The following is a 25,200-nucleotide window of genomic DNA, read 5'->3' on the forward strand; positions in this document are numbered from 1 at the left end:
CCGCCGGGAGCCGTTGGAGTGGGGTTGGCCCGGACGCTTTCGGTTTTGGACGACATCCGGTTGGGGCGGACGGCAGCCTTCGCCGCCGTCGCCCCCACCCCAGCTTCACTCACCCGCCGATATTGTAGGCGGCAAGCGCGGCCATGTTGACGATGTCGGTGTCCTTGGCCGACAGCGGCAGCACCTGCACCGACTTTTCGAGCCCCACCAGCAGCGGTCCGATCACCGTGGCGCCGCCCAGCTCCTGCAGCATGCGGGTCGAGATGCCGGCGGCGTGGATCGCCGGCATCACCAGCACATTGGCTGGGCCCGACAGGCGGCAGAACGGGTAGGTGCCCATCAAGGTGCGGTTCAGTGCCACCTCGGCGCTCATCTCGCCGTCATATTCGAAATCGACGCCCCAGGAATCGAGGATCCGCACCGCCTCGATCACCTGCGCCGAGCGCTCGCCGTGCGGGTGGCCGAAGGTCGAGAAGGCGAGCAGCGCCACGCGCGGCTCGGTGCCGAGCCGGCGGGCGGCGGCCGCCGCCTGCACCGCGATCTCGGCGAGATCGGCGGCGGAGGGCATCTCGGTCACCGCGGTGTCGGCGACCAGCAGGTTGCGGCCGCGCGCCAGCACCATGGACAGGCCTATCAGCCGCGCCCCCGGCTTGGTGTCGATCACCTGCCGCACATATTCCAGCACCACCGAGAAATTGCGGGTGACGCCCGACACCATGGCGTCGGCGTCGCCCAGCGCCACCATCGACGAGGCGAAGTGGTTGCGGTCGTTGTTGATCATGCGCTGGCAATCGCGCAGCAGATAGCCCTGGCGCTGCAGCCGCTCATAGAGGTGCTGGGCGTAGGCGCCGCTGCGCGCCGACAGCGCGGCATTGACGATCTCGATGCCCTCCGGCAGTTCGAGGCCAATCTCCTTCACCGCCGCCTTGATCTTGTCCTCGCGGCCGACCAGCACGGCGGTGCCGAGCCGCTGGTTGACGAAGCTCGCCGCGGCGCGGATCACCTGCTGTTCCTCGCCCTCGGCGAACACCACGCGGCGGGGGCGGCGGCGCAGCCGTTCGAACACCCGGTGCAGCACGCCGGCCACCGGATCGCGCCGCTGCTGCAGCTGCTGGCGGTAGCCCTCCATGTCGACGATCGGCCGGCGGGCGACGCCGGTCTTCATCGCCGCATTGGCCACCGCGGTCGGCACGGCGTGGATCAGGCGCGGGTCGAACGGCACCGGGATGATGTAGTCGGGGCCGAAGATCGGCCGCTGGCCGTAGGCGGCGGCGACCTCGTCGGGCACGTCCTCGCGCGCCAGCGCCGCCAGCGCCCGCACCGCTGCGAGCTTCATCTCCATGTTGATGGTCGAGGCCCGCACATCGAGCGCGCCGCGGAAGATGTAGGGGAAGCCCAGGACGTTGTTGACCTGGTTGGGATAGTCCGAGCGGCCGGTGGCGATGATGGCGTCACTGCGCACCGCCGCCACCTCCTCCGGCGTGATCTCCGGGTCCGGATTGGCCATGGCGAAGATGATCGGGTTCGGCGCCATCGACGCCACCATCTCGGGGGTGAGCGCGCCCTTCACGGAGAGGCCGAAGAACACGTCGGCCCCCACCAGCGCCTCGGCCAGCGTGCGCGCCTCGGTCTGGGCGGCGTGGGCCGATTTCCACTGGTTCATGCCCGAGGTGCGGCCCTGATAGATCACGCCCTTGGTGTCGCACAGGATGACGTTGTTGGAGGCGAAACCCAGCGCCTTCAGCACCTCGACGCAGGCGATGGCCGCGGCGCCGGCGCCATTGACCACCAGCTTGGTGCTCTTGATGTCGCGTTCCGTCAGGTGCAGCGCGTTGATCAGCCCGGCATTGGCGATGATCGCGGTGCCGTGCTGGTCGTCGTGGAACACCGGAATGTCCATCAGCTCCTTGAGCTTCTGCTCGATGATGAAGCACTCCGGCGCCTTGATGTCCTCCAAATTGATGCCGCCGAAGGAGGGGCCGAGATACTTCACCGCATTGATGAACTCGTCCGGATCTTCGGTGTCGACCTCGATGTCGATGGCATCGACGTCGGCGAAGCGCTTGAACAGCACCGCCTTGCCTTCCATCACCGGCTTCGACGCCAGCGCGCCGAGATTGCCCAGCCCGAGGATGGCGGTGCCGTTGGAGATCACCGCCACCATGTTGCCGCGGGCGGTGTAGTCGTAGGCGCGCGCCGGGTCCTCGGCGATCGCCAGCACCGGCACCGCCACGCCCGGCGAATAGGCGAGCGACAGGTCGAGCTGGGTGGCCATCGGCTTGGTCGGCGTGATCTCGAGCTTGCCGGGCCGCCCCATCTGGTGGAAGTGCAGTGCCTCCTGGTCGGTGAATGTCGGGCGCGGACGGCGCTTGCTGGTCTTGGGCGGCATCGAAAAATCCTAGCGAATCTCTTGGCGGGGAGGGCCGGCACCGTAGGAGGTTCGTTCCGCTCCCTCAAGCGAAGGCGCAACCGGCCTCGCGGTGCATCGTGGCTAGGTTTTGGGTCTTAAAGCCGCGGCGGCAATGGCACGGGCTCGACAATCGGCAGAACGGGCGATTGCGCTTTCGTATTATACGGTTTCCGGTTGATCCCTTCGGGATACCGGAAACGGTCTCGCCGAAAATCCTTGTTCGATAACGGGGTTTTCGGCGATCGGGATACGGTTTTCCGGCCCTGTAGGCCGGAAACCGTATTACCCACAGCCGGCCGGCGCCGGTCGCGTGAATCCGCCTCCCCGCTCTGATAGCGTCCCGGCATGACCAGACCGGCCAACACCAAACCGGACAATACCACAGCCGAAGACACCGGCGGCGCGGAGGCGGCGGACGAGCGCGTCACGCCGCTGATGGCGCAGTATATCGAGATCAAGACCGCCAATCCGGACTGTCTGCTGTTCTACCGGATGGGCGATTTCTACGAACTGTTCTTCGAGGACGCGGAAGTTGCCTCGCGCGCGCTCGGCATCGCGCTCACCAAGCGCGGCAAGCACAAGGGCGCCGACATCCCGATGGCCGGCGTGCCGGTCGAGCGCGCCGGCGACTATCTGCAGCGGCTGATCGCGCAAGGCTTCCGCGTCGCGGTATGCGAGCAGACCGAGGACCCGGCCGAGGCGCGAAAGCGCGGGTCGAAGTCGGTGGTCAGGCGCGACGTGGTGCGCCTCGTCACCCCCGGCACGCTGACCGAGGAGCAGCTTCTCGATTCCCGCCGCAACAACTGGCTCCTGGGGGTCGCCCGCGCCCGGCCGTCGTCGGGCGAGGCGAACTTCGGCCTCGCCTGGGCCGACATATCCACCGGCGCCTTCCACGTCGCCGAGGTCGGCGCGGGCCGGCTCGCCGCGGAAGTGGCAAGGCTCGATCCCGGCGAGATCGTCCTCCCTGATACTCTTTATTCCGACACCGAGCTTGCCGAGTTCTGGCGCGAGCAGCGGGCGGTGACCCCGCTCGGCCGCGACGCCTTCGACGCCATGACCGCCGAGCGGCGGCTGTCCGCCTTCTTCGGCGTCGCCACGCCCGAGGCGTTCGGCGCGTTCTCGCGCCTGGAGCTGACGGCGGCGGCCGCCATCGCAACCTATATCGAGCGCACCCAGTTCGGACAGCGCCCGCCGCTCGCTCCGCCCCAGCGCGAGGCGCTGGGGCAGACCATGGCGATCGACGCCGCGACCCGCGTCAATCTCGAACTGCTGCGCGCGCTGTCGGGCGCCCGCCAGGGCAGCCTGATCGCCGCCATCGACCGCACCGTCACCGCCGCCGGTGCCCGCCTTCTGGCCGACCGGGTGTCGAGCCCGCTGGCCGAGCCAGCCGCCATCAACGCCCGGCTCGACGCCGTGGCCTGGGCGGTCGAGGCGGCCGACCTGCGGCTCGGCCTGCGCACCCTGCTGGAGAGCGCGCCCGACATCGAGCGCGCTTTGGCCCGCCTCGCGCTCGGTCGCGGCGGCCCGCGCGATCTCGCGGCGCTTGCCCGCGGCCTCGGCGTCGCGTCCGAACTGGCCGGCCGGGTCGCCGCCGCCGCGCCGCCGGCCGAGATCGCTCTCGCTGTGCGCGACCTCACCGCGCCCGATCCTGCCCTTTCCGCCGCCATCACCGCGGCGCTCGCCGACGAGCTGCCGCTGCTCAAGCGCGACGGCGGCTTCGTGCGTGCGGGCTACGATCCCGACCTCGATGCCCTGCGGCGGCTGTCGGAGGATTCGCGCAAGGTGATCGCCGAGACCCAGGCGCGCTATGCCGAGGAGACCGGCGTCAAGTCGCTGAAAGTGCGCCACAACGCCCAGCTGGGTTACGTCGTCGAGGTCGCGGCCCAGCACGGCGACAGGCTGCTCGGGGCCCCGTTCAACGCCACCTTCGTCCACCGCCAGACGCTCGCCGGGGCGCTGCGCTTCTCCACCGTCGAGTTGAGCGAGCTTGAATCGCGGATCGCCACCGCCGCCGACCGGGCGCTGGCGATCGAGCTGGCGATCTTCGAGCGGCTGGTGGCGCAGGTGCAGGCCGAGGGCGACGCCATCAAGGCGGCGGCGCGGGCGCTGGCCGTGCTCGACGTGACGGCCGCACTCGCCACCCTGGCCGCCGCCGAGGACTGGACGCGGCCGGTGGTGGATTCGTCGCTGGCGTTTCGCGTCGAGGGCGGCCGCCACCCGGTGGTCGAGCAGGCGCTGCGCCGCGGCGGCGGGCCGTTCGTCGCCAATGACTGCGATCTGTCGCCGCCGACGCCCGCCGGGGAGGCCGGCCGCATCTGGCTGGTCACCGGCCCCAACATGGCCGGCAAATCCACGTTTCTCCGCCAGAACGCGCTGATCGCGGTGCTGGCGCAGACCGGCGCGTTCGTGCCGGCGAAGCGCGCCCATGTCGGCGTCATCGACCGGCTGTTCTCGCGGGTCGGCGCCGCCGACGACCTCGCCCGCGGCCGTTCGACCTTCATGGTCGAGATGGTCGAGACCGCGGCCATCCTCAACCAATCGGGGCCGCGGGCGCTGGTGATCCTCGACGAGATCGGCCGCGGCACGGCGACCTTCGACGGCCTCTCCATCGCCTGGGCGAGCCTGGAGCACCTGCACGAGACCAATCGCTGCCGGGCGCTGTTCGCCACCCACTTCCACGAACTGACCGCGCTGTCGGCGCGGCTGAAGCGGCTCACCAACGCCACGGTGCGGGTGAAGGAGTGGCACGGCGAGGTGATCTTCCTGCACGAGGTGGCCGAAGGCGTCGCCGACCGCTCCTACGGCATCCAGGTCGCCAAGCTCGCCGGCCTGCCCGCCTCGGTGGTGGCGCGTGCCAAGACCGTGCTGGCCGAGCTGGAGAAAGGCGACCGCGGCGCCCCCATCCACCGCCTCGCCGACGACCTGCCGCTGTTCGCCGCCGTGCGGCCCAAGGCCGCCGAAGCGCCCGCGCCGGCCCCCGACCCGGTGGCCGAGCTTTTGGCCGGGCTCGACCCCGACGACCTGACGCCGAAGGCGGCGCTGGAGGCGCTTTACCGTCTCAAGGCGGCGGCCCGCAGCCCGTCGTGACGCCCCCGGTATCTCCGGATGACAGCGCCGCTGCGGTCCGCTATCCCCGTGCCATGCCGCGAAGCCCAGCCCGCAGCCGTGTCCAGCGTCCGCGCCCGTTCGAGGCGATCTTCGACGAGGCGGCGTTCGCCGCCGATCTCGACGCCATCGCCACCCGCCTCCGGGACGACCCCGCCGGGCTCAAGATGGCGGTGGTGCAGCGCGCCAAGCAGCTCTTGGCCGACGGCCGCCGTCAGGCCGAGATCTGGCTGACCGAGGACGGCGAGGGCCGCGCCTGCGCCGCCCGCCTCAGCGACCTGGAAGACGGCCTGATTCGCGCTCTCTACGAGCATGTCGGCTCGGCCCTCTACGGCTCGGACGAGCACTCCACCTCCGAGCACATGGCGGTGGTGGCGACCGGCGGCTATGGCCGCGGCCTGCTGGCGCCGGGCTCGGACATCGACCTGCTGTTCCTCCTGCCCTACAAGCAGACCGCCTGGGGCGAGAGCGTCGCCGAGTCGATCCTCTACACGCTGTGGGACATCGGCCAGAAGGTCGGCCACGCCACCCGCTCGATCGACGAATGCATCCGCCAGGCCAAGGCCGACATCACCATCCGCACCGCCGTGCTGGAGGCCCGCTTCGTCTGCGGCGACCGCGCGCTCTACGACGATCTGGTCGCCCGCTTCGACCGCGAGGTGGTGTCCGGCACCGCGTCGGACTATGTCGCCGCCAAGCTCGCCGAGCGCGACGAGCGCCACCGCCGGGTCGGCGCCTCGCGCTATCTGGTCGAGCCCAACGTCAAGGACGGCAAGGGCGGCCTGCGCGACCTGCACACGCTGTTCTGGATCGCCAAATACGTCTACCGCGTGCGCGAGCCGGCGGGCCTGCTGCAGCAGGGCGTGTTCTCCAAGGCCGAATACGCCACCTTCCGCCGCGCCGAGGACTTCCTGTGGTCGGTACGCTGCCATTTGCACTTCCTCACCGGGCGGGCGGAGGAGCGGCTGTCCTTCGACGTCCAGCGCGAGATGGCGCTGCGGCTCGGCTACACCGAGCATCCCGGCCAGCGCGACGTCGAGCGCTTCATGAAGCACTACTTCCTGATCGCCAAGGACGTCGGCGATCTCACCCGCATCGTCTGCTCGCAGCTCGAGGAGAACGAGGCGAAGTCGCTGCCGGTGCTCAACCGCTTCGTCCAGCGGCTGATCCCCCGCCGCCGCCGCAGCCTCGGCGAGACCGGCGACTTCATCGTCGACCACAACCGCATCAGCATCGTCGATGACGAGGTGTTCGAGCGCGACCCGGTCAATCTGATCCGGCTGTTCTGGCTCGCCGACCGCCACGACCTCGCCTTTCATCCCGATCCGATGCGGCTGATCACCCGCCAGCTTCGGCTGGTCGACGACGCGCTGCGCGCGAACGAGGAGGCCAATCGCCTCTTCCGCGACATCCTGGTGTCGAAGAACGATCCCGAGACCGTGCTGCGGCGGATGGACGAGGTGGGGCTGCTCGGCAAATTCGTGCCGGAGTTCGGCCGCATCGTCGCGCTGATGCAGTTCTCGATGTACCACCACTACACGGTGGACGAGCATCTGATCCGCTGCATCGGCGTGCTGTCGACCATCGAGCGCGGCACCGATCCCTCGCTTGGCCTCGCTAACGAGCTGTTCGCCGGCATCCAGAACCGCGAGCTGCTCTATATCGCGCTGTTCCTGCACGACATCGCCAAGGGCCGCGCCGAGGACCACTCGATCCTGGGGGCGCGGGTGGCGCGGCGCTTCTGCCCGCGGCTCGGCCTCACCCCGGCCGAGACCGACACCGTGGCCTGGCTGGTCGAGCATCATTTGACGATGTCCACCATCGCCCAGTCGCGCGATCTGTCCGACCGCAAGACCGTCGAGACCTTCGCCGGGGTGGTGCAGAGCCTGGAGCGGCTGAAGATGCTCACCGTGCTCACCACCGCCGACATCCATGCGGTGGGGCCGGGGGTGTGGAATTCCTGGAAGGCGCAGCTTCTGCGCACGCTCTATTACGAGACCGAGCCGGTGCTGACCGGCGGCTTCTCCGAGGTCAACCGCAGCGAGCGCGTCGCCGCCGCCCAGGATCTGTTCCGCGCGGCGCTGCCGGAGTGGACCTCGACCGAGATCGAGGCCTACATCGCCCGCCACTATCCGCACTATTGGCTCAAGGTCGATCTCGCCCGCAAGCTGTCGCACGCCCTCTTCGTGCGAGAGTCGGAGGCTGCCGGCCGGCTGCCGGCCACCAAGTTCGACCTCGCCGGCCGGCCCGGCGTGGTCGAGGTGACCGTGCTGGCCGTGGACCATCCGCGGCTGTTGTCGGTGATCGCCGGCGCCTGCGCCGCGGCCGGCGCCAACATCGTCGATGCCCAGATCTACACCACCACCGACGGGCTGGCGCTCGACACCATCGCCATCTCGCGCGAATTCCCGGACGAAACCGACGAGACCCGCCGCGTCGGCCGGGTGTGCGACGCCATCGAGAAGGCGCTGACCGGCGACGTGCCGCTGACCGCGGCGATGGTGCGCCGCGCCGCGCCCAAGACGCGCCAGAAGGCGTTCGACGTGCCGCCCGAGGTGACGCTCAACAATCAGTGGTCCAACCGCTTCACGGTGATCGAGGTCACCGGGCTCGACCGGCCGGGCCTGCTGCACGATCTCACCGCCACTTTGTCGCGGCTCAACCTCAATATCGGCTCGGCCCACATCGTCACCTTCGGCGAGAAGGTGGTGGACGTGTTCTACGTCACCGACCTCACCGGCGCGCCGATCACCAGCGCCCAGCGTCAGGCGGCGATCAAGCGGGCGCTGATCTCGGTGCTGGCGCCGCCGGCCGGCGACGAAGGGTCCGCGCGCACCCGCACGATGTGACGCGATCTGCGCTCACCCGGCGCCTTCTTCCCTCTCCCACCCGGGGCGCGCTTGCGCGTGCTCGGGCGCAGGCACTTGCGGGAGAGGGCGCCGAGCGATCGATGGATCGCGAGGCGGGTGAGGGTAAATCTTCCTGCGTTCACCGGTACATACCCCTCACCCGGCTCGACCTCGCATTGCTCGGTCTCGCCACCCTCTCCCGCAAGGGGAGAGGGAAGGAACGCAGCGCCCGGCCGGCGGATGCTCTAAGTTCTTGTCTTATCGCATTTTCTTTCGCAAAGCCGGTATCCACTTTTGCGGAAAATGCTCTATCGCCGGCCCTCCAGCGCCGACAGCAATTCGGGCGTCGGATAGCCGTCGGCGGGCAGGCCGAGCTGCATCTGCGCGGCGCGCACCGCCGCGCGCGTGCCCTGGCCGAAGCGGCCGTCCGGCGCGTCGCGGGTGAAGCCGGCGCTGCGCAGCAGGCCCTGCAAATGGCGCATCTGCTCGGTGGTGAGCGGGGTCACGGTGGCGCGGCCGCGCGACATGGCCGGCGCGCCGTCGAGGCGCGCGGCGAAGTAGGCGGCGGTGGTGGAATAGACCATCGCCTTGTTCCAGCCGAGATAGGCCTTGAAGTTGGGATAGGCGAGGAAGGCCGGGCCGTTCCGGCCCATCGGCAGCAGCAGCGCGGCCGGCGGGCCGCCCGCCGCCAGCGCGCCGCCGGCGGGGGTGCGCACGCCCATGCGCGACCACGCCGCGCGCGGCAGCATGTTCTCGAGGTCGGCCTGCGACCAGTCCATGTCGGCCGGCACCGACACCTCCTCCAGCCACGGCTCGCCGCGCCGCCAGCCCAGCCCGCGCAGGAAGTTGGCGCCGGTGGCGAAGGCGTCGGGCACCGAGCGCATGACATTGATGCGGCCGTCGCCGTCGCCGTCGCCGTCGGCGGCGTAGCGGTAGAGGTCGGTCGGCGTGAACATCAGGTGGCCGAGCTCGCCCGCCCAGTCGCCGAGCATCTCGGACGGCTTGAGGTCGCCGCGCGCGACGATGCGCAAGAGGTCGATCAGCTCGGGGCGGAAATAGTCGGCGCGGCGGCAGTCATAGGCCAGCGTCGCCACCGCGGTGGGAGCGTGGTACTTGCCCATGTCCGAGCCGAAATCGGTCTCGAGCCCCCAGAACGCCACCAGCACCTCGCCCGGCACGCCATAGGTCGCCTCGATGCGCGACAGCACGCCCGAATACTGCGCCAGATATTTTTTGCCGCGCACCATGCGGTCGTTCGACACCATGCGGCCGGCGAAGGTGAGGAGCGTCTGCTGGAACACGCCCTGGCCCTGGTCGCGGCGGATGATGGCGGGGTCGTAGGCGACGCCGGCGAGCCCGGCCTCGATGGCCGAATTGGGCACGCCCTCGGCCCGCGCCTGGGCCTTCACCCCTTCCAGCCAGCTTTCGAAACTGCCGGAGGTGCGGCACGGCACGCCTGCGGCCGCGGCCGGCGCCGGGGCAAGGCTCCAGGTCAAGCCCGAAGCGAGGAAGGCTGCCACCGTGGCCGCCGCCGCGGCCCGCGCCGCCCGGCGCCCGATGCCGTCCGCGGGATGTCTTGCCGCCGAATGTCCTGCGGCCGAATTTCCTGCCGTCAAGTTCCTGCCCGCCAGTGCCCGCCCGGCCATGCCGTCCTCCGTCGCCCGTGAATCACTTCGGCGCATCATACGGGATCCGGCTGCAGGAGCATTTTCCGCGCGTGCGGGAACCCGTCTCGGGACCAATCCTCGGGGTCAATAATACAATCACGACAAGGTTATTTATATAAAACCTGAAACTGGACGTATATTATGCCGATCAGGGAGGACATCATGGTTCAGGCCGCACACCAGCACGCCACGCACGCGCAGTTCGAGCCCGCCCGCACCCCGGGCCGGGGCCGCGTCTACGACTCGATCACCGACACCATCGGCGACACGCCGCTGGTGCGGCTCAACCGCCTGCCGCAGATCAAGGGCGTGAAGGCCACCGTCCTGGCCAAGCTCGAATTCTTCAACCCGATCTCCTCGGTCAAGGACCGCATCGGCGTGGCGATGATCGACGCGCTGGAGGCGCAGGGCATCCTCACGCCCGACACCGTGCTGGTGGAGCCGACGTCGGGCAACACCGGCATCGCGCTGGCGTTCGTCGCCGCCGCCCGCGGCTATCGCCTGATCCTGGTGATGCCGGAATCGATGTCGATCGAGCGCCGCAAGATGCTGGCGCTGCTCGGCGCCGAGCTGGTGCTCACCGAGGCCGCCAAGGGCATGAAGGGCGCCGTCGCCCGCGCCGAGGAGCTGGTGAAGGAGCTGCCGCGCGCCATCATTCCGCAGCAGTTCAAGAACCCGGCGAACCCGGACATCCACCGCCGCACCACCGCCGAGGAGATCTGGAACGATACGCAGGGCAAGGTCGATGTGGTGATCGCCGGCGTCGGCACCGGCGGCACCATCACCGGCGTCGGCCAGGTGCTGAAGGCGCGAAAGCCCGGCGTCCGCGTCATCGCCGTCGAGCCGGAGGATTCGCCGGTGCTGTCCGGCGGCCAGCCGGGCCCGCACAAGATCCAGGGCATCGGCGCCGGCTTCGTGCCCGACGTGCTCGACCGCGGCGTCATCGACGAGGTGGTCACCGTCGGCAACCAGACGGCGTTCGACACCGCCCGGGCGCTGGCGCGCTACGAGGGCATTCCGGTCGGCATCTCGTCGGGCGCGGCGGTGGCCGCGGCGCTCGAGGTCGGCGCGCGGCCCGAGTTCGCCGGCAAGACCATCGTCGTGATCATCCCCTCCTTCGCCGAGCGCTATCTGTCGACGGCGCTGTTCGATGGGCTCTGAAGCATTTTCCGCAAAAGTGGGCACCGGTTTTGCGAAAGAAAATGCGACAGGCGAAGAGACCGGAACGCCCGGCTGTTCCGGGCGGGCGGTGACGGTCTGATCCCATTCGCGCCGCCGGTCGCTGAACGCCGGCCGGCGGCCGAAATTCCCCTTCTGCGGGGAGTCCCCTCGGGGTTACAGTGACGGCGATTCGAGGCGTGGCCTCGACAGGCGGGATTCTCGCGCTCGGCGGCGGGAGCGGGCGTCTTGCCGGCAGTCGGTCTTGCGGACATGCGCGGAACGGATGGCGATCCGGGCCGCGCGGTTCTGCGGGATCGCTGGCGTCGCATGAATTCCCCGAGGTGATGCGGATGGCGGAACGAGGTCGGACCGCGCATGGGTGCCGTCGCCTGCTGTCGGGAGCGGCGGCCGTCGCGGCCGTTTCTCTGTCGGCCGGGGCGCCGGGGATCGCGCGTGCCGACACGTTGCGCGAGCAGGCCTCCACTTTGGTGGCCCAGCTCGGCCCGCATCAGATGCTGGCCGCTGCCCTCACCTGCGGCGCGTCGCTGTTCGCCATCCTGTTGGCGCTGCAGTATGTGCGCCTGCGCCGGCGCACCCGCAAGGAGCGCGCCGCCACCCGCGCCCAGCTCGCCACGCTGCGCGCCGAGACCGACCGCGTCCGCACGCTGCTGCAGCTCGACCGTCAGGTCATCGCCGTGTGGGGCGGCGGCGAGGATCCCGAGATTTCCGGCGACATCGAGATCGTCGGCGCCGCCCAGCCGCTGCGCGTGCTGGCGTTCGGCGCGTGGCTCGCGGCCGAGCAGGCGGGCGCGCTGGAGACCGCGGTCGAGCGGCTGCGCGAGCGCGGCGAGGCCTTCTCCATGATCCTCGCCACCCATGCCGGCCGCCACATCGAGGCCGACGGCCGCGCCATCGGCGGCTGCGCCGTGCTGCGCCTGCGCGAGGCCACCGGCGCGCGCGGCGAGGCGGCGGATCTGGCCGAGCGGCTGCGCCGTGCCGAGCGCGACGCCACCATTCTGCGCAGTCTGGTCGAGAGCCTGCAGGTGCCGATGTGGGTGCGCGACGCCGCCGGCCGCCTGACCTGGGCCAACGCCGCCTATGCCGCCGCCGTCGATGCCGGCACGGCGGAGGCGGCGGTCGGGCGCGGCATCGAGCTGCTCGACCGCGCCGACCGGCAGGCCGCGGCCCAGGCCTGCGCCAAGCAGGGCCGGTTCGAGAAGCGCCTCGCCGCCATCGTCGCCGGCGAGCGGCGCCAGCTCGACGTGGTCGAGATCGTCAACCGCAGCGGCGTGTGCGCCGGCATCGCCCTCGATGCCACCGAGGCCGAGCAGGTGCGCACCGGCCTGCAGCAGACCATCACCGCCCACCGCCGCATTCTCGACAGCCTCGCCACCGGCGTCGCCATCTTCGATTCGTCGAAGCGGCTGGTGTTCTACAATCCCGCCTATCAGCGCCTGTTCGGCCTCGACCGCGCCTTCCTCGACGAGCACCCGGCCGATGCCGACGTGCTCGACCGCCTGCGCTCCGAGCGCAAGCTGCCCGAGCAGGCCGACTTCCGCAAATGGCGCGACAACTTCCTCACCGCCTACCAGTCGCTGGAGCCGCAGGAGCAGGGCTGGCATCTGCCGGGCGGGCGCATGCTGCGCGTCGTCATCAATCCCAATCCCGATGGCGGCCTGACCTATCTGTTCGACGACATCACCGAGCGCATCGATCTGCAGAGCCGCATCAACCAGCTCTCCGGCCTGCATCGCGAGACGCTCGACAATCTCGCCGAGGCGGTGGCGGTGTTCGGCTCGGACGGCCGGCTCAAGCTGCACAACCCGTCCTTCACCCGGCTGTGGCGGCTGTCGCCGGATTCGCTGGCGGCGCATCCGCACATCGAGGTCATCGCCGCGTGGTGTCAGGCGATGTGCAACGAGGATGTCTGGCCGGTGCTGCGCGCCACGGTCACCGCCATCGGCGGCCGCCACGAGCCGGTGGCGCGCCGCATCGAGCGCGCCGACGGCAGCGTGCTCGACGCCACCGCCGCCAAGCTGCCGGACGGCTCGACCCTGGTGACGTTCCGCGACGTGACCGACTCTGTGTCGGTCGAACGCGTGCTGACCGAGAAGAACGAGGCGCTGGAGCAGGCCGACGCGCTGAAGACGCGCTTCATCCACCACGTCTCCTACGAGCTGCGCACGCCGCTCACCAACATCATCGGCTTCGCCCAGTTGCTCGGCGATCCGGCGATCGGGCCGCTCAACGCCAAGCAGCACGATTATGTCGGCCACATCACCGGCTCGAGCGCGGCGCTGCTCGCCATCATCGATGACATTCTCGATCTCGCCACCATCGATGCCGGGGCGATGAATTTCGAGCCGTCCGAGATCGACATCCGCGAGACCATGCGGGCGGCGAGCGATGGCGTGCAGGACCGCATCGCCGAGAAGGGCCTCAAGCTGGTGCTCGACGTGCCCCCCGGTGCCGGCACCATGCAGGCGGACGGCAAGCGCCTGCGGCAGGTGCTCTACAATCTCCTGTCCAACGCCGTGGGCTTCTCGCCGCCCGGCGGCACCGTCACGCTGTCGGTGCGCGTCGAGGCCGATGCCGTCGAGTTCCGCGTCGCCGACAAGGGGCCGGGCATTCCCGACGAGCTGAAGGACAAGGTGTTCGAGCGGTTCGAGTCGTTCGCCAATGGCGACAGCCAGCATCGCGGCGCCGGGCTCGGCCTGTCGATCGTGCGCTCGCTGGTGGCGCTGCACGGCGGCGAGGTCCGCATCGAAAGCGCGCCGGGGCGCGGCACCGCGGTGGCGGTGCGCTTCCCGGTCAAGCCCGTGACCGCCCCGGAATAGGTGGCAAATGACCGACGTGCCCGCCGGGTCCGCCTGGGATGTGGAATTGCCCGACGAGCGCGCGACGCTCCGGCTGGCGCGCGATCTGGCGGCGGCGCTGCGGCCCGGCGATCTCGTCACGCTGGCCGGCGATCTCGGCGCCGGCAAGTCGACGCTGGCGCGCGCGGTGATCCGCACGCTCGCCGGCGACGAGACGCTGGAGGTGCCGAGCCCGACCTACACGCTGATGCAGATCTACGATCACCTGCCGGTGCCGGTGGTGCATGCCGATCTCTACCGCGTGCGCAGCGCCGACGAGCTGGAGGAGATCGGCTTCGAGGAGGCGGCGGAAGGCGCCGCCGTGCTGGTCGAATGGCCGGAGCGCGCGGCCTCCGTGCTCGCCGCCGACCGGCTGGAGATCGTGATGGCGCTGGCGCCGAGCCGCGGCCCCGATGCGCGCCATGCCCGCCTCGTCGGCCACGGGGCGTTCGCGGCCCGGCTGAAGCGCATGCGCGAGATCCGGGTCTTTCTTCATGGTGCGGGCTGGGGCGATGCGGTGCGCCGGCCGCTTGCCGGCGACGCATCGAGCCGGCGCTACGAGCGGCTGAGCGAGCCCGGCCGCCACGCCGTGCTGATGGATGCGCCCGCCCGGCCGGACGGGCCGCCGGTGCGGGGCGGCCTGCCCTACAGCCGCGTCGCCCATCTCGCCGAGACCGTGACGCCGTTCGTCGCCATGGCGCGCGCTCTGCGCGAGCGCGGCCTGTCGGCGCCCGACATCCTGGCCGCCGACCTAACGAAGGGCCTGCTCATCGTCGAGGATCTGGGCGACGGGCGGGTGGTGGAGGGCGCGCCGCCGCAGCCGATCGTCGCGCGCTATCGCGCCGCCATCGAGCTGCTCGCGGCGCTGCACGCCACGCCGCTGCCGCCGCGCGTGCCGGTGGCCGTGCGCCTCGACCACGTCCTGCCGCGCTACGATTTCGACGCCTTCCTGATCGAGGTCGAGCTGCTGATCGACTGGTACCTGCCGTTTCGCGCCGTCGCGCTGGAGCCGGGGGAGCGCGAAGCGTTCACGGCGCTGTGGCGCGATGCGCTCGGCGCGGTGATCGGCGCCGCGGACGACGAATCGACGAATGACGAGGCGGCGAAGAGCGACTCGGCGAAACCCGACACGACGAAGTCAGGCATGACGAAGCCGGGAATGACGAAGTCCGAGATGACTTGGGTGCTGCGCGATTTCCACTCGCCCAATCTGATCTGGCTGGAGGGCCGCGAGGGTCTGGCGCGGGTCGGCGTCATCGATTTCCAGGATGCGGTGATCGGCCCCGCCGCCTACGACGTCGCCTCGCTCGCCCAGGATGCCCGCGTCGATGTCGCCGAGGATGTCGAGCTTGCGCTGCTCGGCCATTACGTCGCGCTGCGCCGCCGCGGCGATTCCGCCTTCGACGCGAAGCGCTTCGCCCGCGACTATGCGGTGCTGGGCGCGCAGCGCGCCACCAAGATTCTCGGCATCTTCGCCCGCCTCGCCAAGCGCGACGGCAAGCCGCTCTATCTCGCCCATATGCCGCGGGTGGCGCGCTATCTCGGGCGCTGCCTCGCCCATCCGGATCTGGCGCCGCTCAAGGCGTGGTACGCCGCGCATGTTCCGCTCGACGATCTGCCGCTCGACGGTCTCCCCGGCGGTGCGGCGCGATGACCGTGGCCCTGCCGACATCGGCGATGGTGCTGGCGGCGGGCCTCGGCCTGCGCATGCGCCCGCTCACCCTCACCACGCCCAAGCCGCTGATCGAGGTTGCGGGCCGCACTTTGATCGACCACGTGCTCGACCGTCTGGCCGAGGCCGCAATCGAGCGTGCGGTGGTCAATGTCCATCATCTCGCCGACCGCATGGAAGCGCATCTGAAGGGCCGCCGCCGGCCGCGCATCATCCTGTCGGACGAGCGCGCCGAGCTGCTCGACTCGGGCGGCGGCGTCGTCAAGGCGCTGCCGCATCTCGGCCAGCGCTTCTTCGTCACCAACGCCGATTCGTTCTGGATCGACGAGGCCGGCGCCAATCTTCGGGCGCTGGCGGATGCGTTCGATCCCTCGACCACCGACATTCTGATGCTGGTGGTGCCGCGCGAGGCCGCGGTCGGCTTCGATGGCGCGGGCGACTTCTTCCTGCAGCCGGACGGCCGGCTGGCGCGGCGCGGCAGTGCGCCCACCGCCCCCTTCGTCTATGCCGGCTGCTGCCTGATGGAGGCGCGGCTGTTCGCCGGGGCGCCTGCCGGGCCGTTCTCGCTCAACCGCATCTTCGATGCGGCGCTGGCGCAGGGCCGCCTGCACGGCCGCGTGCTCGACGGGCTGTGGCTGCATGTCGGCACGCCGCCGGCCATCGCGCTGGCCGAGGCGGCGATCGCCGGCCGCCGCCGCGCCGCGTCGTGAGCGGGCGCGTCGGTCGGCGACATTGGCAGCGAAGCCGATCTATCCTAGCATTCCGACATGTCTGACGGCCTGGACCAAGCTCAAGCAGCCTTCCACGTTTCGGCCATCTGGGACGAGGAGGCCGGCGTGTTCTTCTCGCAGTCGGATATTCCCGGCCTGCACGGCGAGGCGGAGACGTTCGAGGCGTTCGTGACGCTCGTTCACGCGCTGGCGCCGGAGATGATCGCCGACAATACGGCGCTCGGCGGCAAGCCGGTGGCGATCCAGATCGTTGCACGCCGCGACGTGGTGCTGAGCGCCGCCTGAGCATGACCAAGGATTTCTATGCAGAACTGGCGCGCCTGCTGCGGGATGCCGGCTGGCAACCCGTGCCGGGTGGCAAGGGATCGCATGAGAAATGGCGCCATAGGGACACCGGCCGCACCTTGATCGTGCCGCGCACCAAGAGCCGGCACACGGCGAACGAAATCTTGAAGGACGCGGGACTCCCCAAGGCGTTTTGAGCACCGGCCGCCATACCCGCGGCGTCATCCCGGCAAGCGGCCTCGAGACCCGGAATCGTTCGCAGGGTGGACGGACTCTCGCCGCCCGCCTCCCACCTTGCCAAGTAGGCGGAATCGCCGGAATCTCGGCCGGCCGTGAAGCGTCCGGCGCAATCATCCGGTTTCCGGCACGCCGTTTCCGCGATCCCGAAGGGATCAACCGGAAACCGCATCAAAGCGGAGTTCGACCCCTTCCGTGAGCCCGCGCGTCTTCACCATTCCCCCCGGTGCGCCGTTCCTCGCCACCTTCGCCGCGGCGCTGCTGGAGGGCCGGCTGGTGGCGGACTTTCCCGATGCCGGCGATCCGGCCGCGCTCGCCCGCGCCACGCTCTATCTGCCCACCCGGCGCGCCTGCCGGCTGGCCGAATCGGCGCTGCTGGAGGCGCGCGGCGGCCGCGCCACGCTGCTGCCGCGGCTGGTGCCGCTCGGCGAGGTCGGCGAGGACGAGATCGATTTCGGCGCGGCCGATGACGGCATCCCCGACCTGCCGGATGCGATCGCGCCGCTCGCCCGCCGCCTGCTGCTGGCGCGCCTCGTGACGAAGCTTGCCGTAAGCCCGGAGCTGCGGCTCGACGGCACGGCGGGGCTCGCGACCGCGCCGGCCGCGGCGCTGGCGCTCGCCGACGAGCTTGCCCGGCTGATCGACCGCATGGCCACCGGCCGCGTGCCGTGGTCGCGGCTCGACGGGCTGGTGCCCGAGGAGCTCGACCGCTACTGGCAGATTTCGGTGCGCTTCCTCAAGGCGGTGGCGCAGGATCTGTGGCCGGCGATCCTGGCCGAGCGCGGCCTGATCGACCCGGCGGCGCGGCGCGACCTCCTGGCGGCGCGCGAAGCCGCGCGGATCGCCGCCGGCGCCCCCGGCCCAGTGATCGTCGCCGGCTCGACCGGCTCGATCCCGGCGACCCGCGATCTCATCGCCGCCGTCGCCCGCCATCCTTTGGGCGCGGTGGTGCTGCCGGGCCTCGATACGACCCTCGACGAGGCCGCCTGGGGCCTGCTCGATCCCGGCGACGACGGCGAGCCGCTGCCGACCCATCCGCAGTTTGGCCTCGCCCAGACGCTTGCCGCCATCGGCATCGGCCGCGACGCGGTGGAACCCCTCGCCGAGCCCGCTTCGCCCGGCCGCGAGCGGCTGCTGTCGCGGGCGCTGCGCCCGGCCGCCACCACCGAGCAGTGGGCGGTGCCCGAACCCGGGCTCGACCCGAAAGCCGCCCTCGACAGCGTGATGCTGGCGGTCGCCGCCGAGCCGCAGGAGGAGGCGCTGGCCGCGGCCCTCGCGCTGCGCGAGGTGCTGGAAACGCCGGGCCGTCACGCCGCGCTGATCACCCCGGACCGGGCGCTGGCGCGCCGCGTCGCCGCCGACCTCACCCGCTGGGGCATCGCGGTGGACGACTCGGCCGGCGTGCCGCTCGCCGACACCGCCGCCGGCCTGCTCGCCCGCCTCGTCGCCGAGGCGGCGGCGTCCGATCTCGCGCCGGTGCGGCTGATGGCGCTGCTCAACCAGCCGGCGGTGGCGTTCGGCCTGCCGGCGCCGGCCTTCGCGAAGGAGCGCGAGGCGCTGGAGGTCGCGGTGCTGCGCGGCCCCCGCCCCGGCGCCGGGGTCAATGGTCTGCGGCTGGCGCTGGCCGAGATGCGCACCTCGCCCGAGGCCCGGCGGCGCAACCTCGCGCCCTGGCTGTTCGAGCAGGCCGAGGCGCTGGCGGGGCGGCTTGGCGCCGCGCTTGGCGCGTTCCTGGCGCTCGGCGGCGGCGCGGTGCGGCCGCTTCGGGTGCTGGTCGATGCCCACCGCGCGGCGATCGAAGCCGTCACCGCGGGGCCGGACGGCGCGGCGGGGCTTGTGGGCGACGACGCCGAGGCGCTGGACGAGCTGTTTACGGCGCTTCTGGAGGCGGCCGACGACGCCGCGCCGATGTCCTTAGCCGACTACGCAGAAGCGGTTCCGGCGCTGATGAGCGGCATTGCCGTGCGCGCGGCGTTCGACGAGGGCGCGCGGGTGCGCATTCTCGGCCCGCTCGAAGCCCGCATGGTGCCGCTCGACCGGGTGGTGATCGCCGGCCTCGACGAAGGCCGCTGGCCGCCCGACACCTCCAACGATCCCTGGCTCAGCCGGCCGATGCGGCGGGCGCTGGGGCTCGATCTGCCGGAACGGCGCATCGGTCTCGCCGCCCACGATTTCGTTCAGGCGTTCGGCGCGCCGGAGGTGGTGCTGACGCGGGCCCGCAAGGCCGGCGGCGCGCCCACCGTGCCGGCGCGCTTCCTGCAGCGGCTTGCCGCGGTGTCGGGCAAGGCGTGGACGGAGGTCGAGGCGCGCGGCGAAACGCTGCTGGCGCTGGCCCGGCTGGTCGATGCCGCGCCGCCCGCGAAGCCGGTCGCCCGGCCGATGCCGGCGCCGCCGCTGGCGCTGCGGCCGGCCCGGCTGTCGGTGACCGAGATCGAGGATTGGGTGCGCGACCCCTACACCATCTTCGCCCGCCACGTGCTGAAGCTGCGCCCGCTCGATCCGCTGGAGGCCGATGTCGCCGCCCCCGCCCGCGGCACCATCGTGCACGAGGCGCTGGCAGCCTTCCTGAAAGCCTATCCCGACAACCTGCCGCCCGACGCCCTGGCGCGGCTGCTCGCGTTCGGGCGCGATGCGTTCGCCCGCATCGACGGCTTCCCCGAGCTTCGGGCGGTGTGGTGGCCGCGTTTCGTGCGGGTGGCGCGCTGGCTGGTGGCCGAGGAGATGGCGCGCCGCGCCGAGACGCAGGTGACGAGCCTCGTCGAGATTTCCGGCAGCTATGTGGTGCCCGGCACGGCGTTCACGCTCACCGGCCGCGCCGACCGCATCGATCTTTCCGCCACCGGCGCGGTGGTGATCGACTACAAGACCGGCCAGCCGCCCTCGAACCCGCAGGTCGCCTCCGGCCTCGCGCCGCAATTGCCGCTGGAGGCGGCGATGGTGACCGGCGGCGGCTTCGCCGACATCGCCGCCGGCACGCCGGTCGAGGCGATGATCTATGTGCGGGTGTCGGGCGGCGAGCCGCCGGGTGCCTGGCTGCCGGTCAAGCCGCAGGACGTGGCATTGGCCGATCTCGCGCCGCAGGCGGTGGCCGGGCTCGCCCGGCTGGTGGCGCGCTTTTGCGATCCCGCCCAGGGCTACGTCGCGCACGTGCGCCCGAAATTCGCCGGCCGCCACGGCGACTACGACCACCTCGCCCGCGTCGCCGAATGGTCGGCGACCGGCGGTGGCGGCACCGAGGAGGGCGAGGCGTGAGCGGCTTCGTCATCCCCGAAAAGACCCGGCTCGACCAGACCGCGGCCTCCGATCCCGCCCGCTCGGCCTGGGTCGATGCCAATGCCGGCTCCGGCAAGACGCACGTGCTGGCGCGCCGGGTGGTGCGGCTCCTGCTGCGCGGGGTGCCGCCGGGCCGGCTTTTGTGCCTCACTTATACCAAGGCCGCCGCCGCCAATATGGCGAACCGCGTGCTGAAGGATTTGGCGAAGTTCGCCACGGCGCCGGACGACGAACTCGACCGGCTGATCGTCGAGACCGATGGCGGCGTGCCGGGCGAGGCCCGCCGCGCCCGGGCGCGGCGGCTGTTCGCCGAGGCGCTGGAGACGCCGGGCGGGCTCAAGGTGCAGACCATCCACGCCTTCTGCGACCGGGTGCTGCACCAGTTCCCGTTCGAGGCCGGGGTGCCGGCCGGCTTCTCGGTGCTCGACGAGCGCCAGGCCGGCGAGCTTCTGGCCGAGGCCCGCGCCCGGGTGATGGTCGAGGCCGCGGCCGACGTCGACGGCGATCTCGGCCGGGCGCTGGAGAGCGCGATTGCCGCCGCCTCCGACGACGGGCTGAAGAGCGCGCTCGACGAGGCGGTCAAGAACCGCCACGCCATCGCCGAATGGCTGGCGTCGGCCGGCGGCATCACCGGCGCGGTGGCGCAGATCGCCGCCGCCCTCGGCCTCAGCCCCGGCGACACCGTGGCGGCGATCGAGGCCGACATGCTGGCAAGCCCGCTGATCGCGCGCGGCGACTGGCCGGCGCTGGCCGCGCTGTTTGCGGCCGGCGGCGTCAAGGACCAGCAGTTAGCCGGCTATCTTGAGACCGCTGCCGCAGCCGAGAACGGCGACGTGGCGCTCGCTTCCTATCTGCGCGTGTTCCTGACCGACAAGGACGAGCCGCGCAGCGACAAGGTGTTTCCGTCGAAGCGCATCCGCGACGGCCACCCGGCGTTTGCCCAGGCGCTGACGGCCGAGCGCGACCGGCTGGTGGCGCTGCTCGACCGCCGCCGCGCCGCCGTGGCCAGCGAGCGCAGCGCCGCGCTGCTCGTGCTCGCCGCCGCGGTCATCGCCCGCTATGAAACAGCCAAGGCGCGCCGGGCCTTGCTCGATTTCGAGGACATGGTCGGCCGCACCCGCGACCTGCTGCACCATGTCGGCGCGAGCTGGGTGCTCTACAAGCTCGACCGCGGCATCGACCACGTGCTGGTCGACGAGGCGCAGGACACCTCCGCCGCGCAATGGGCGATCATCCAGGCGCTGGCGGCCGAGTTCTTTGCCGGCAAAGGAGCGAGCGAGCGGTCGCGCACGGTGTTCGCGGTCGGCGACGCCAAGCAGTCGATCTACGGCTTCCAGGGGGCGGCGCCGGCCATGTTCGGCGCCATGCAGCGCCACTTCACGCGGGCGGCCGGCGAAAGCGGCCTCACCGCCGTGCGGCTCGACGTGTCGTTCCGCTCGGCCCAGCCGGTGCTCGATGCGGTGGACACCGTGTTCGCCAACCCCGCGGCGCGCGCCGGGCTTTCGATCGCCGACGATGCGGCGCTGGTCCACCAGTCGGTGCGGGCCGGCGCGCCGGGCGTGGTCGAGCTGTGGCCGCTGCTTGAGCCGGACACCGCCGCCGAGGCCGGCGAGGCGTGGGACCTGCCGCTCGACGCCGCGACCGAGGCGAGCCCGCAGGTGCGGCTCGCCCGCAATATTGCCGCGAGCGTCGCTTCCTGGACCGGCGGAGCCCGCCGCAAGGCAAACGGTGCGCCGATCCTGCCCGGCGACATCCTGATCCTGGTGCGCCGGCGCGGCGTGCTGTTCGAGGCGGTGCTGAAGGCGCTGAAGGATCTCGGCCTGCCGGTGGCCGGCGCCGACCGGCTGGTGCTGGCCGAGCACATCGCGGTGATGGACCTGATGGCGCTCGGCGACGCGCTGCTTACCGCCCATGACGATCTTGCCCTCGCCTGCGTGCTGAAGAGCCCGCTGTTCGGCTTCACCGACGACGAGCTGGTGCCGCTCGCCAATCCGCGCACCGGCACGCTGGCCGACGCCCTGGCCGCCAGCACCGACCTTAAAGCGCGCGACGCGGCGGCCCGGCTCGCCCTTTGGCGCGACGAGGCCCGCGCCTTGCGGCCGTTCGACTTCTACGCCCGCGTGCTCGGCCGCGACGGCGGCCGGCGGGCGATGCTGGCAAGGCTCGGGCCCGAGGCCGCCGACCCGCTCGACGAGTTCCTGGGGCTGGCGCTCAATGACGAGGCGGTGGGGGTGCCGGCGCTGGCCGGCTTTCTGGCGCGGGTGCGCGCCGCCGGCGCCGAGATCAAGCGCGACATGGAGGTGGCGTCCGCCGCCGTGCGGGTGATGACGGTGCATGGCGCCAAGGGCCTGGAGGCGCCGGTGGTGATCCTCGCCGACACGGTGGCGCGGCCGGAGGGCTCAAAAGACCCGCGCCTCCTGCCGCTCGCCCGTCCCGGCGCGCCGGAGGGGGCGCCGCGCCCGCTGCTGTGGGTGCCGGTGAAGGCCGGCGAGCCGGTGGCGGCCGCGGCGGCGCGCGCCGTGGTGCGGGCCGAGGCTGCGGACGAATACCGCCGCCTGCTCTATGTGGCGCTGACCCGCGCCGCCGACGTGCTGGTGGTGGCCGGCGCCCGCGGCAAGGCCAAGCAGCCGGACGGCTGCTGGCACGATCTGGTGACGGCGGCGCTGGAGCATGCCGCAACCAAGGAGCCGGCCGACGGCTGGGACGGCACGGTGTGGCGCTGGAGCCGCTGGCCGCAGCCGGAGGCCCCGGCGGCGGTGGCGGCGGCGTCCGCGCCCCCGGCCCGGCCTGATTGGCTCGACCGGCCGGCGCCCATGCCGCCCGCCCGGCCGGGGCGGCTCAGCCCCTCGCGCCGCGGCCCGCCGCAGGATGAAGCCGCCGTCGCCCGCGGCCTCCTCGTCCATCGCCTGCTGCAGATTCTGCCCGATATCGAGCCGGCCGGCCGCGCGTCGGCCGCCGCCGTCATCGCATCCCGCGCCGGCCTCGACGAGAGGGCCGCGGCGGCGCCGATCGCCGACACGCTGGCGCTGATCGCCGATCCCCGGCTCGCCCGCCTGTTCGGCCCCGGCAGTCGCGCCGAGGTGCCGATCGCCGGCAGGGTGGCGCAGGCCGGCATGGCGGAGACGGTGAGCGGCCGCATCGACCGGCTGTGGATCGGCGACGACACGATTTTGTTTGCCGACTTCAAGACCGGCACAATGGTGCCGGAAAGCGCCGAGGCGGCGTCTCCCGCCCACCTCCGCCAGCTTGCGCTCTATCGCGCCTTGTTGGCGGATCTCTTTCCCGGCCGGCCGGTCGCCGGCTGGCTGGTGTTCACCGCCGGCCCCGCCGTCCTGCCGGTGCCGGACACGCTGCTGGAGGCGGCGCTGGCCCGCCTCGGCATCGCGCCGGGCCTGCCTTGACGCTCTCCCGGCCGGTCCCTAGTTTCACGTAATCACTGCCCCGCCTTCGATTGAAAGGACCGATCATGGCCGTCGCCAAGGTGACCGACGCGAGTTTCGACCAGGATGTGCTGCAGGCGACCGACGCCGTGCTCGTCGACTTCTGGGCGGAATGGTGCGGGCCGTGCCGGATGATCGCGCCGGTTCTCGACGAGATCGCCGCCGAGATGGGCGGCAAGCTGCGGATCGTGAAGCTGAACGTCGACGAGAACCCGGCCACCGCCGCCAAATACGGCGTGATGTCGATCCCGACCTTGATGCTGTTCAAGAACGGCGAGCTCGCCTCGCGCCAGGTCGGCGCCGCGCCGAAGGCCAAGCTGGTGCAGTGGGTGCAGTCGGCGGTGTGAGCGGCGGCTGAGGCCCCGTCCCCGTCGTCCCGGGCAAGGGCCGCAGGCCCGCGACCCGGGACCGTTCGCCGGAAATGCAAGAAGTGTGTGGGCGGAATAGCGCAGCGCATTCCGCCCTTTTTTGCGGCATCGGCGGATCACGCCTTCGGCTGATCCGCCCTACGCGCTGGCAGCGCCGCCCCTTGGCAAGGCGCGAGAATTGCCTTGCCGCTGCCGGTAGCCTTGCGGCAAAATCTGGTCGTAATGACTAGAAAGTCGGGCCATGACCCAGCCGGCAGGCTCCAAGCCTTCAACACGCTCCAAAACGTCCAGACGCTCCAAGACCGGGGCCGGCGGCCGGACGCCGCCGCCCGCCGGCAACCGCTGGCGCCTTCAGGACGCGAAGGCCCGGCTGAGCGAGGTGGTGCGCGAGGCCCAGGAGCATGGCCCGCAGCGGGTGACCCTGCACGGCCGCGACGCCGTGGTGGTGGTCAGCGCCGCCGAGTTCGACCGGATGCAGCGCCCCGTCACCGGCCATGACATCGTTCGGGCTCTGCAGGCCTCGCCCCTCGCCGAAATCGAGTTCGAGCGGCTGTCGTTCGACGCCCCCGTCCGAGACGTCGAGCTGTGAGGGGCTGGCTGCTCGACACCAACGTCATTTCCGAGTTGCGAAAGGCGCGGGCCGATCCGGGCGTGCTGGCGTTCGTCGAAGCCCAGCCGGGCGAGCTTCTCTATGTGACCGAAATCACCTTCGGCGAAATCCGCTACGGCATCGAGCGGCTCGACGCCCCATCGCAGCGGACCGACCTCAATCTCTGGCTTGATCGCACCGTCCGGCCGCTGTTCGCCGGCCGCATCCTGCCGGTGTCCGAAGATGTCATCGTCCGCTGGAAGACGATGGTGGTCGACGGCCAGAAGCGCGGCCACACCTTCGGCCAGCCCGATCTGTTCATCGCGGCGATCGCCGCCCTGGAGGATTTGGTCGTGGTGTCGCGCGACACCCTGCATTTTGTCGAAGCCGGGGTGCCGGTTTTCGATCCCTGGCGCGGCAAGCTCCATGCCGCCGGAAAGGTCCGTGCCCTGAAATCCCCGGTCAGGGCCGAGGATGTGGCCAAGATCCTCTCGGCAAGAGCGACTCGGCGATAGCAAGGGCGCAATAGCGAAGCGTATTGCGCCACCCTTGGGCACC

Annotated in this window: 15 protein-coding genes; 13 read left to right on the forward strand and 2 right to left on the reverse strand. The window is 71.4% G+C overall.

The genetic code is table 11. The features are described 5' to 3' along the window. Nucleotides 1–109: 109 nt before the first annotated feature. Nucleotides 110–2,389, reverse strand: a complete 2,280-nt coding sequence (locus tag BLTE_RS15770) for an NADP-dependent malic enzyme (protein ID WP_126401584.1) — start codon at nucleotides 2,387–2,389, stop codon at nucleotides 110–112. Between the two features lie 366 nt (nucleotides 2,390–2,755). Here BLTE_RS15770 and mutS point away from each other — a divergent pair, with 366 nt between their 5' ends. Together mutS and BLTE_RS15780 are read left to right on the forward strand one after the other, a co-directional pair. After that, nucleotides 2,756–5,497, forward strand: a complete 2,742-nt coding sequence (gene mutS / locus BLTE_RS15775) for a DNA mismatch repair protein MutS (protein ID WP_126401585.1) — start codon at nucleotides 2,756–2,758, stop codon at nucleotides 5,495–5,497. 53 nt (nucleotides 5,498–5,550) lie between these two features. Beyond that, nucleotides 5,551–8,364: a [protein-PII] uridylyltransferase gene (locus BLTE_RS15780; protein WP_126401586.1), complete on the forward strand. Its 2,814-nt coding sequence runs from the start codon at nucleotides 5,551–5,553 to the stop codon at nucleotides 8,362–8,364. 308 nt (nucleotides 8,365–8,672) lie between these two features. Here BLTE_RS15780 and BLTE_RS15785 read toward each other — a convergent pair whose 3' ends face one another. After that, complete coding sequence (locus BLTE_RS15785; RefSeq protein WP_244600019.1) at nucleotides 8,673–9,884, reverse strand: lytic murein transglycosylase; 1,212 nt, start codon at nucleotides 9,882–9,884, stop codon at nucleotides 8,673–8,675. A gap of 309 nt (nucleotides 9,885–10,193) precedes the next feature. Between BLTE_RS15785 and cysK the strand changes: the two genes are divergently transcribed. From cysK to BLTE_RS15840, 11 genes are all read left to right on the forward strand, one after another. Beyond that, on the forward strand, nucleotides 10,194–11,192 hold the full coding sequence (gene cysK, locus BLTE_RS15790) for a cysteine synthase A (protein ID WP_126401588.1): 999 nt from the start codon (nucleotides 10,194–10,196) through the stop codon (nucleotides 11,190–11,192). A 464-nt stretch (nucleotides 11,193–11,656) separates the two neighbouring features. Then, nucleotides 11,657–14,029, forward strand: a complete 2,373-nt coding sequence (locus BLTE_RS15795; RefSeq protein ID WP_244600020.1) for a sensor histidine kinase — start codon at nucleotides 11,657–11,659, stop codon at nucleotides 14,027–14,029. Nucleotides 14,030–14,036: 7 nt separating this feature from the next. Next, entirely contained in the window at nucleotides 14,037–15,701 is a 1,665-nt protein-coding gene (gene tsaE, locus BLTE_RS15800) for a tRNA (adenosine(37)-N6)-threonylcarbamoyltransferase complex ATPase subunit type 1 TsaE (protein WP_126401589.1), read from the forward strand. Continuing rightward, nucleotides 15,698–16,429, forward strand: a complete 732-nt coding sequence (locus tag BLTE_RS15805; protein ID WP_126401590.1) for a nucleotidyltransferase family protein — start codon at nucleotides 15,698–15,700, stop codon at nucleotides 16,427–16,429. Before tsaE ends, BLTE_RS15805 begins: the two co-directional genes overlap by 4 nt. A gap of 57 nt (nucleotides 16,430–16,486) precedes the next feature. Beyond that, a complete protein-coding gene (locus BLTE_RS15810) occupies nucleotides 16,487–16,735 on the forward strand; it encodes a DUF1902 domain-containing protein (protein WP_126401591.1) in 249 nt (82 codons plus the stop codon). A gap of 2 nt (nucleotides 16,736–16,737) precedes the next feature. Continuing rightward, nucleotides 16,738–16,932 carry a type II toxin-antitoxin system HicA family toxin gene (locus BLTE_RS15815; protein ID WP_126401592.1) on the forward strand — a complete coding sequence of 65 codons (195 nt, stop codon included), beginning with the start codon at nucleotides 16,738–16,740 and terminating at the stop codon, nucleotides 16,930–16,932. Between the two features lie 235 nt (nucleotides 16,933–17,167). After that, nucleotides 17,168–20,224: a double-strand break repair protein AddB gene (gene addB / locus BLTE_RS15820; RefSeq protein WP_126401593.1), complete on the forward strand. Its 3,057-nt coding sequence runs from the start codon at nucleotides 17,168–17,170 to the stop codon at nucleotides 20,222–20,224. Next, entirely contained in the window at nucleotides 20,221–23,646 is a 3,426-nt protein-coding gene (gene addA / locus BLTE_RS15825) for a double-strand break repair helicase AddA (protein WP_244600021.1), read from the forward strand. Before addB ends, addA begins: the two co-directional genes overlap by 4 nt. 65 nt (nucleotides 23,647–23,711) lie before the next feature. Then, nucleotides 23,712–24,032, forward strand: a complete 321-nt coding sequence (trxA, locus tag BLTE_RS15830; protein ID WP_126401595.1) for a thioredoxin TrxA — start codon at nucleotides 23,712–23,714, stop codon at nucleotides 24,030–24,032. 262 nt (nucleotides 24,033–24,294) lie between these two features. Further along, entirely contained in the window at nucleotides 24,295–24,642 is a 348-nt protein-coding gene (locus tag BLTE_RS18760) for a type II toxin-antitoxin system Phd/YefM family antitoxin (protein ID WP_126401596.1), read from the forward strand. After that, nucleotides 24,639–25,157 carry a type II toxin-antitoxin system VapC family toxin gene (locus BLTE_RS15840; protein WP_126401597.1) on the forward strand — a complete coding sequence of 173 codons (519 nt, stop codon included), beginning with the start codon at nucleotides 24,639–24,641 and terminating at the stop codon, nucleotides 25,155–25,157. The genes BLTE_RS18760 and BLTE_RS15840 overlap by 4 nt, the downstream gene beginning before the upstream one ends. Nucleotides 25,158–25,200: the final 43 nt, after the last annotated feature.

The sequence above is a fragment of the Blastochloris tepida genome, from assembly GCF_003966715.1.
GTDB classification, from domain to species: Bacteria; Pseudomonadota; Alphaproteobacteria; order Rhizobiales; family Xanthobacteraceae; genus Blastochloris; species Blastochloris tepida.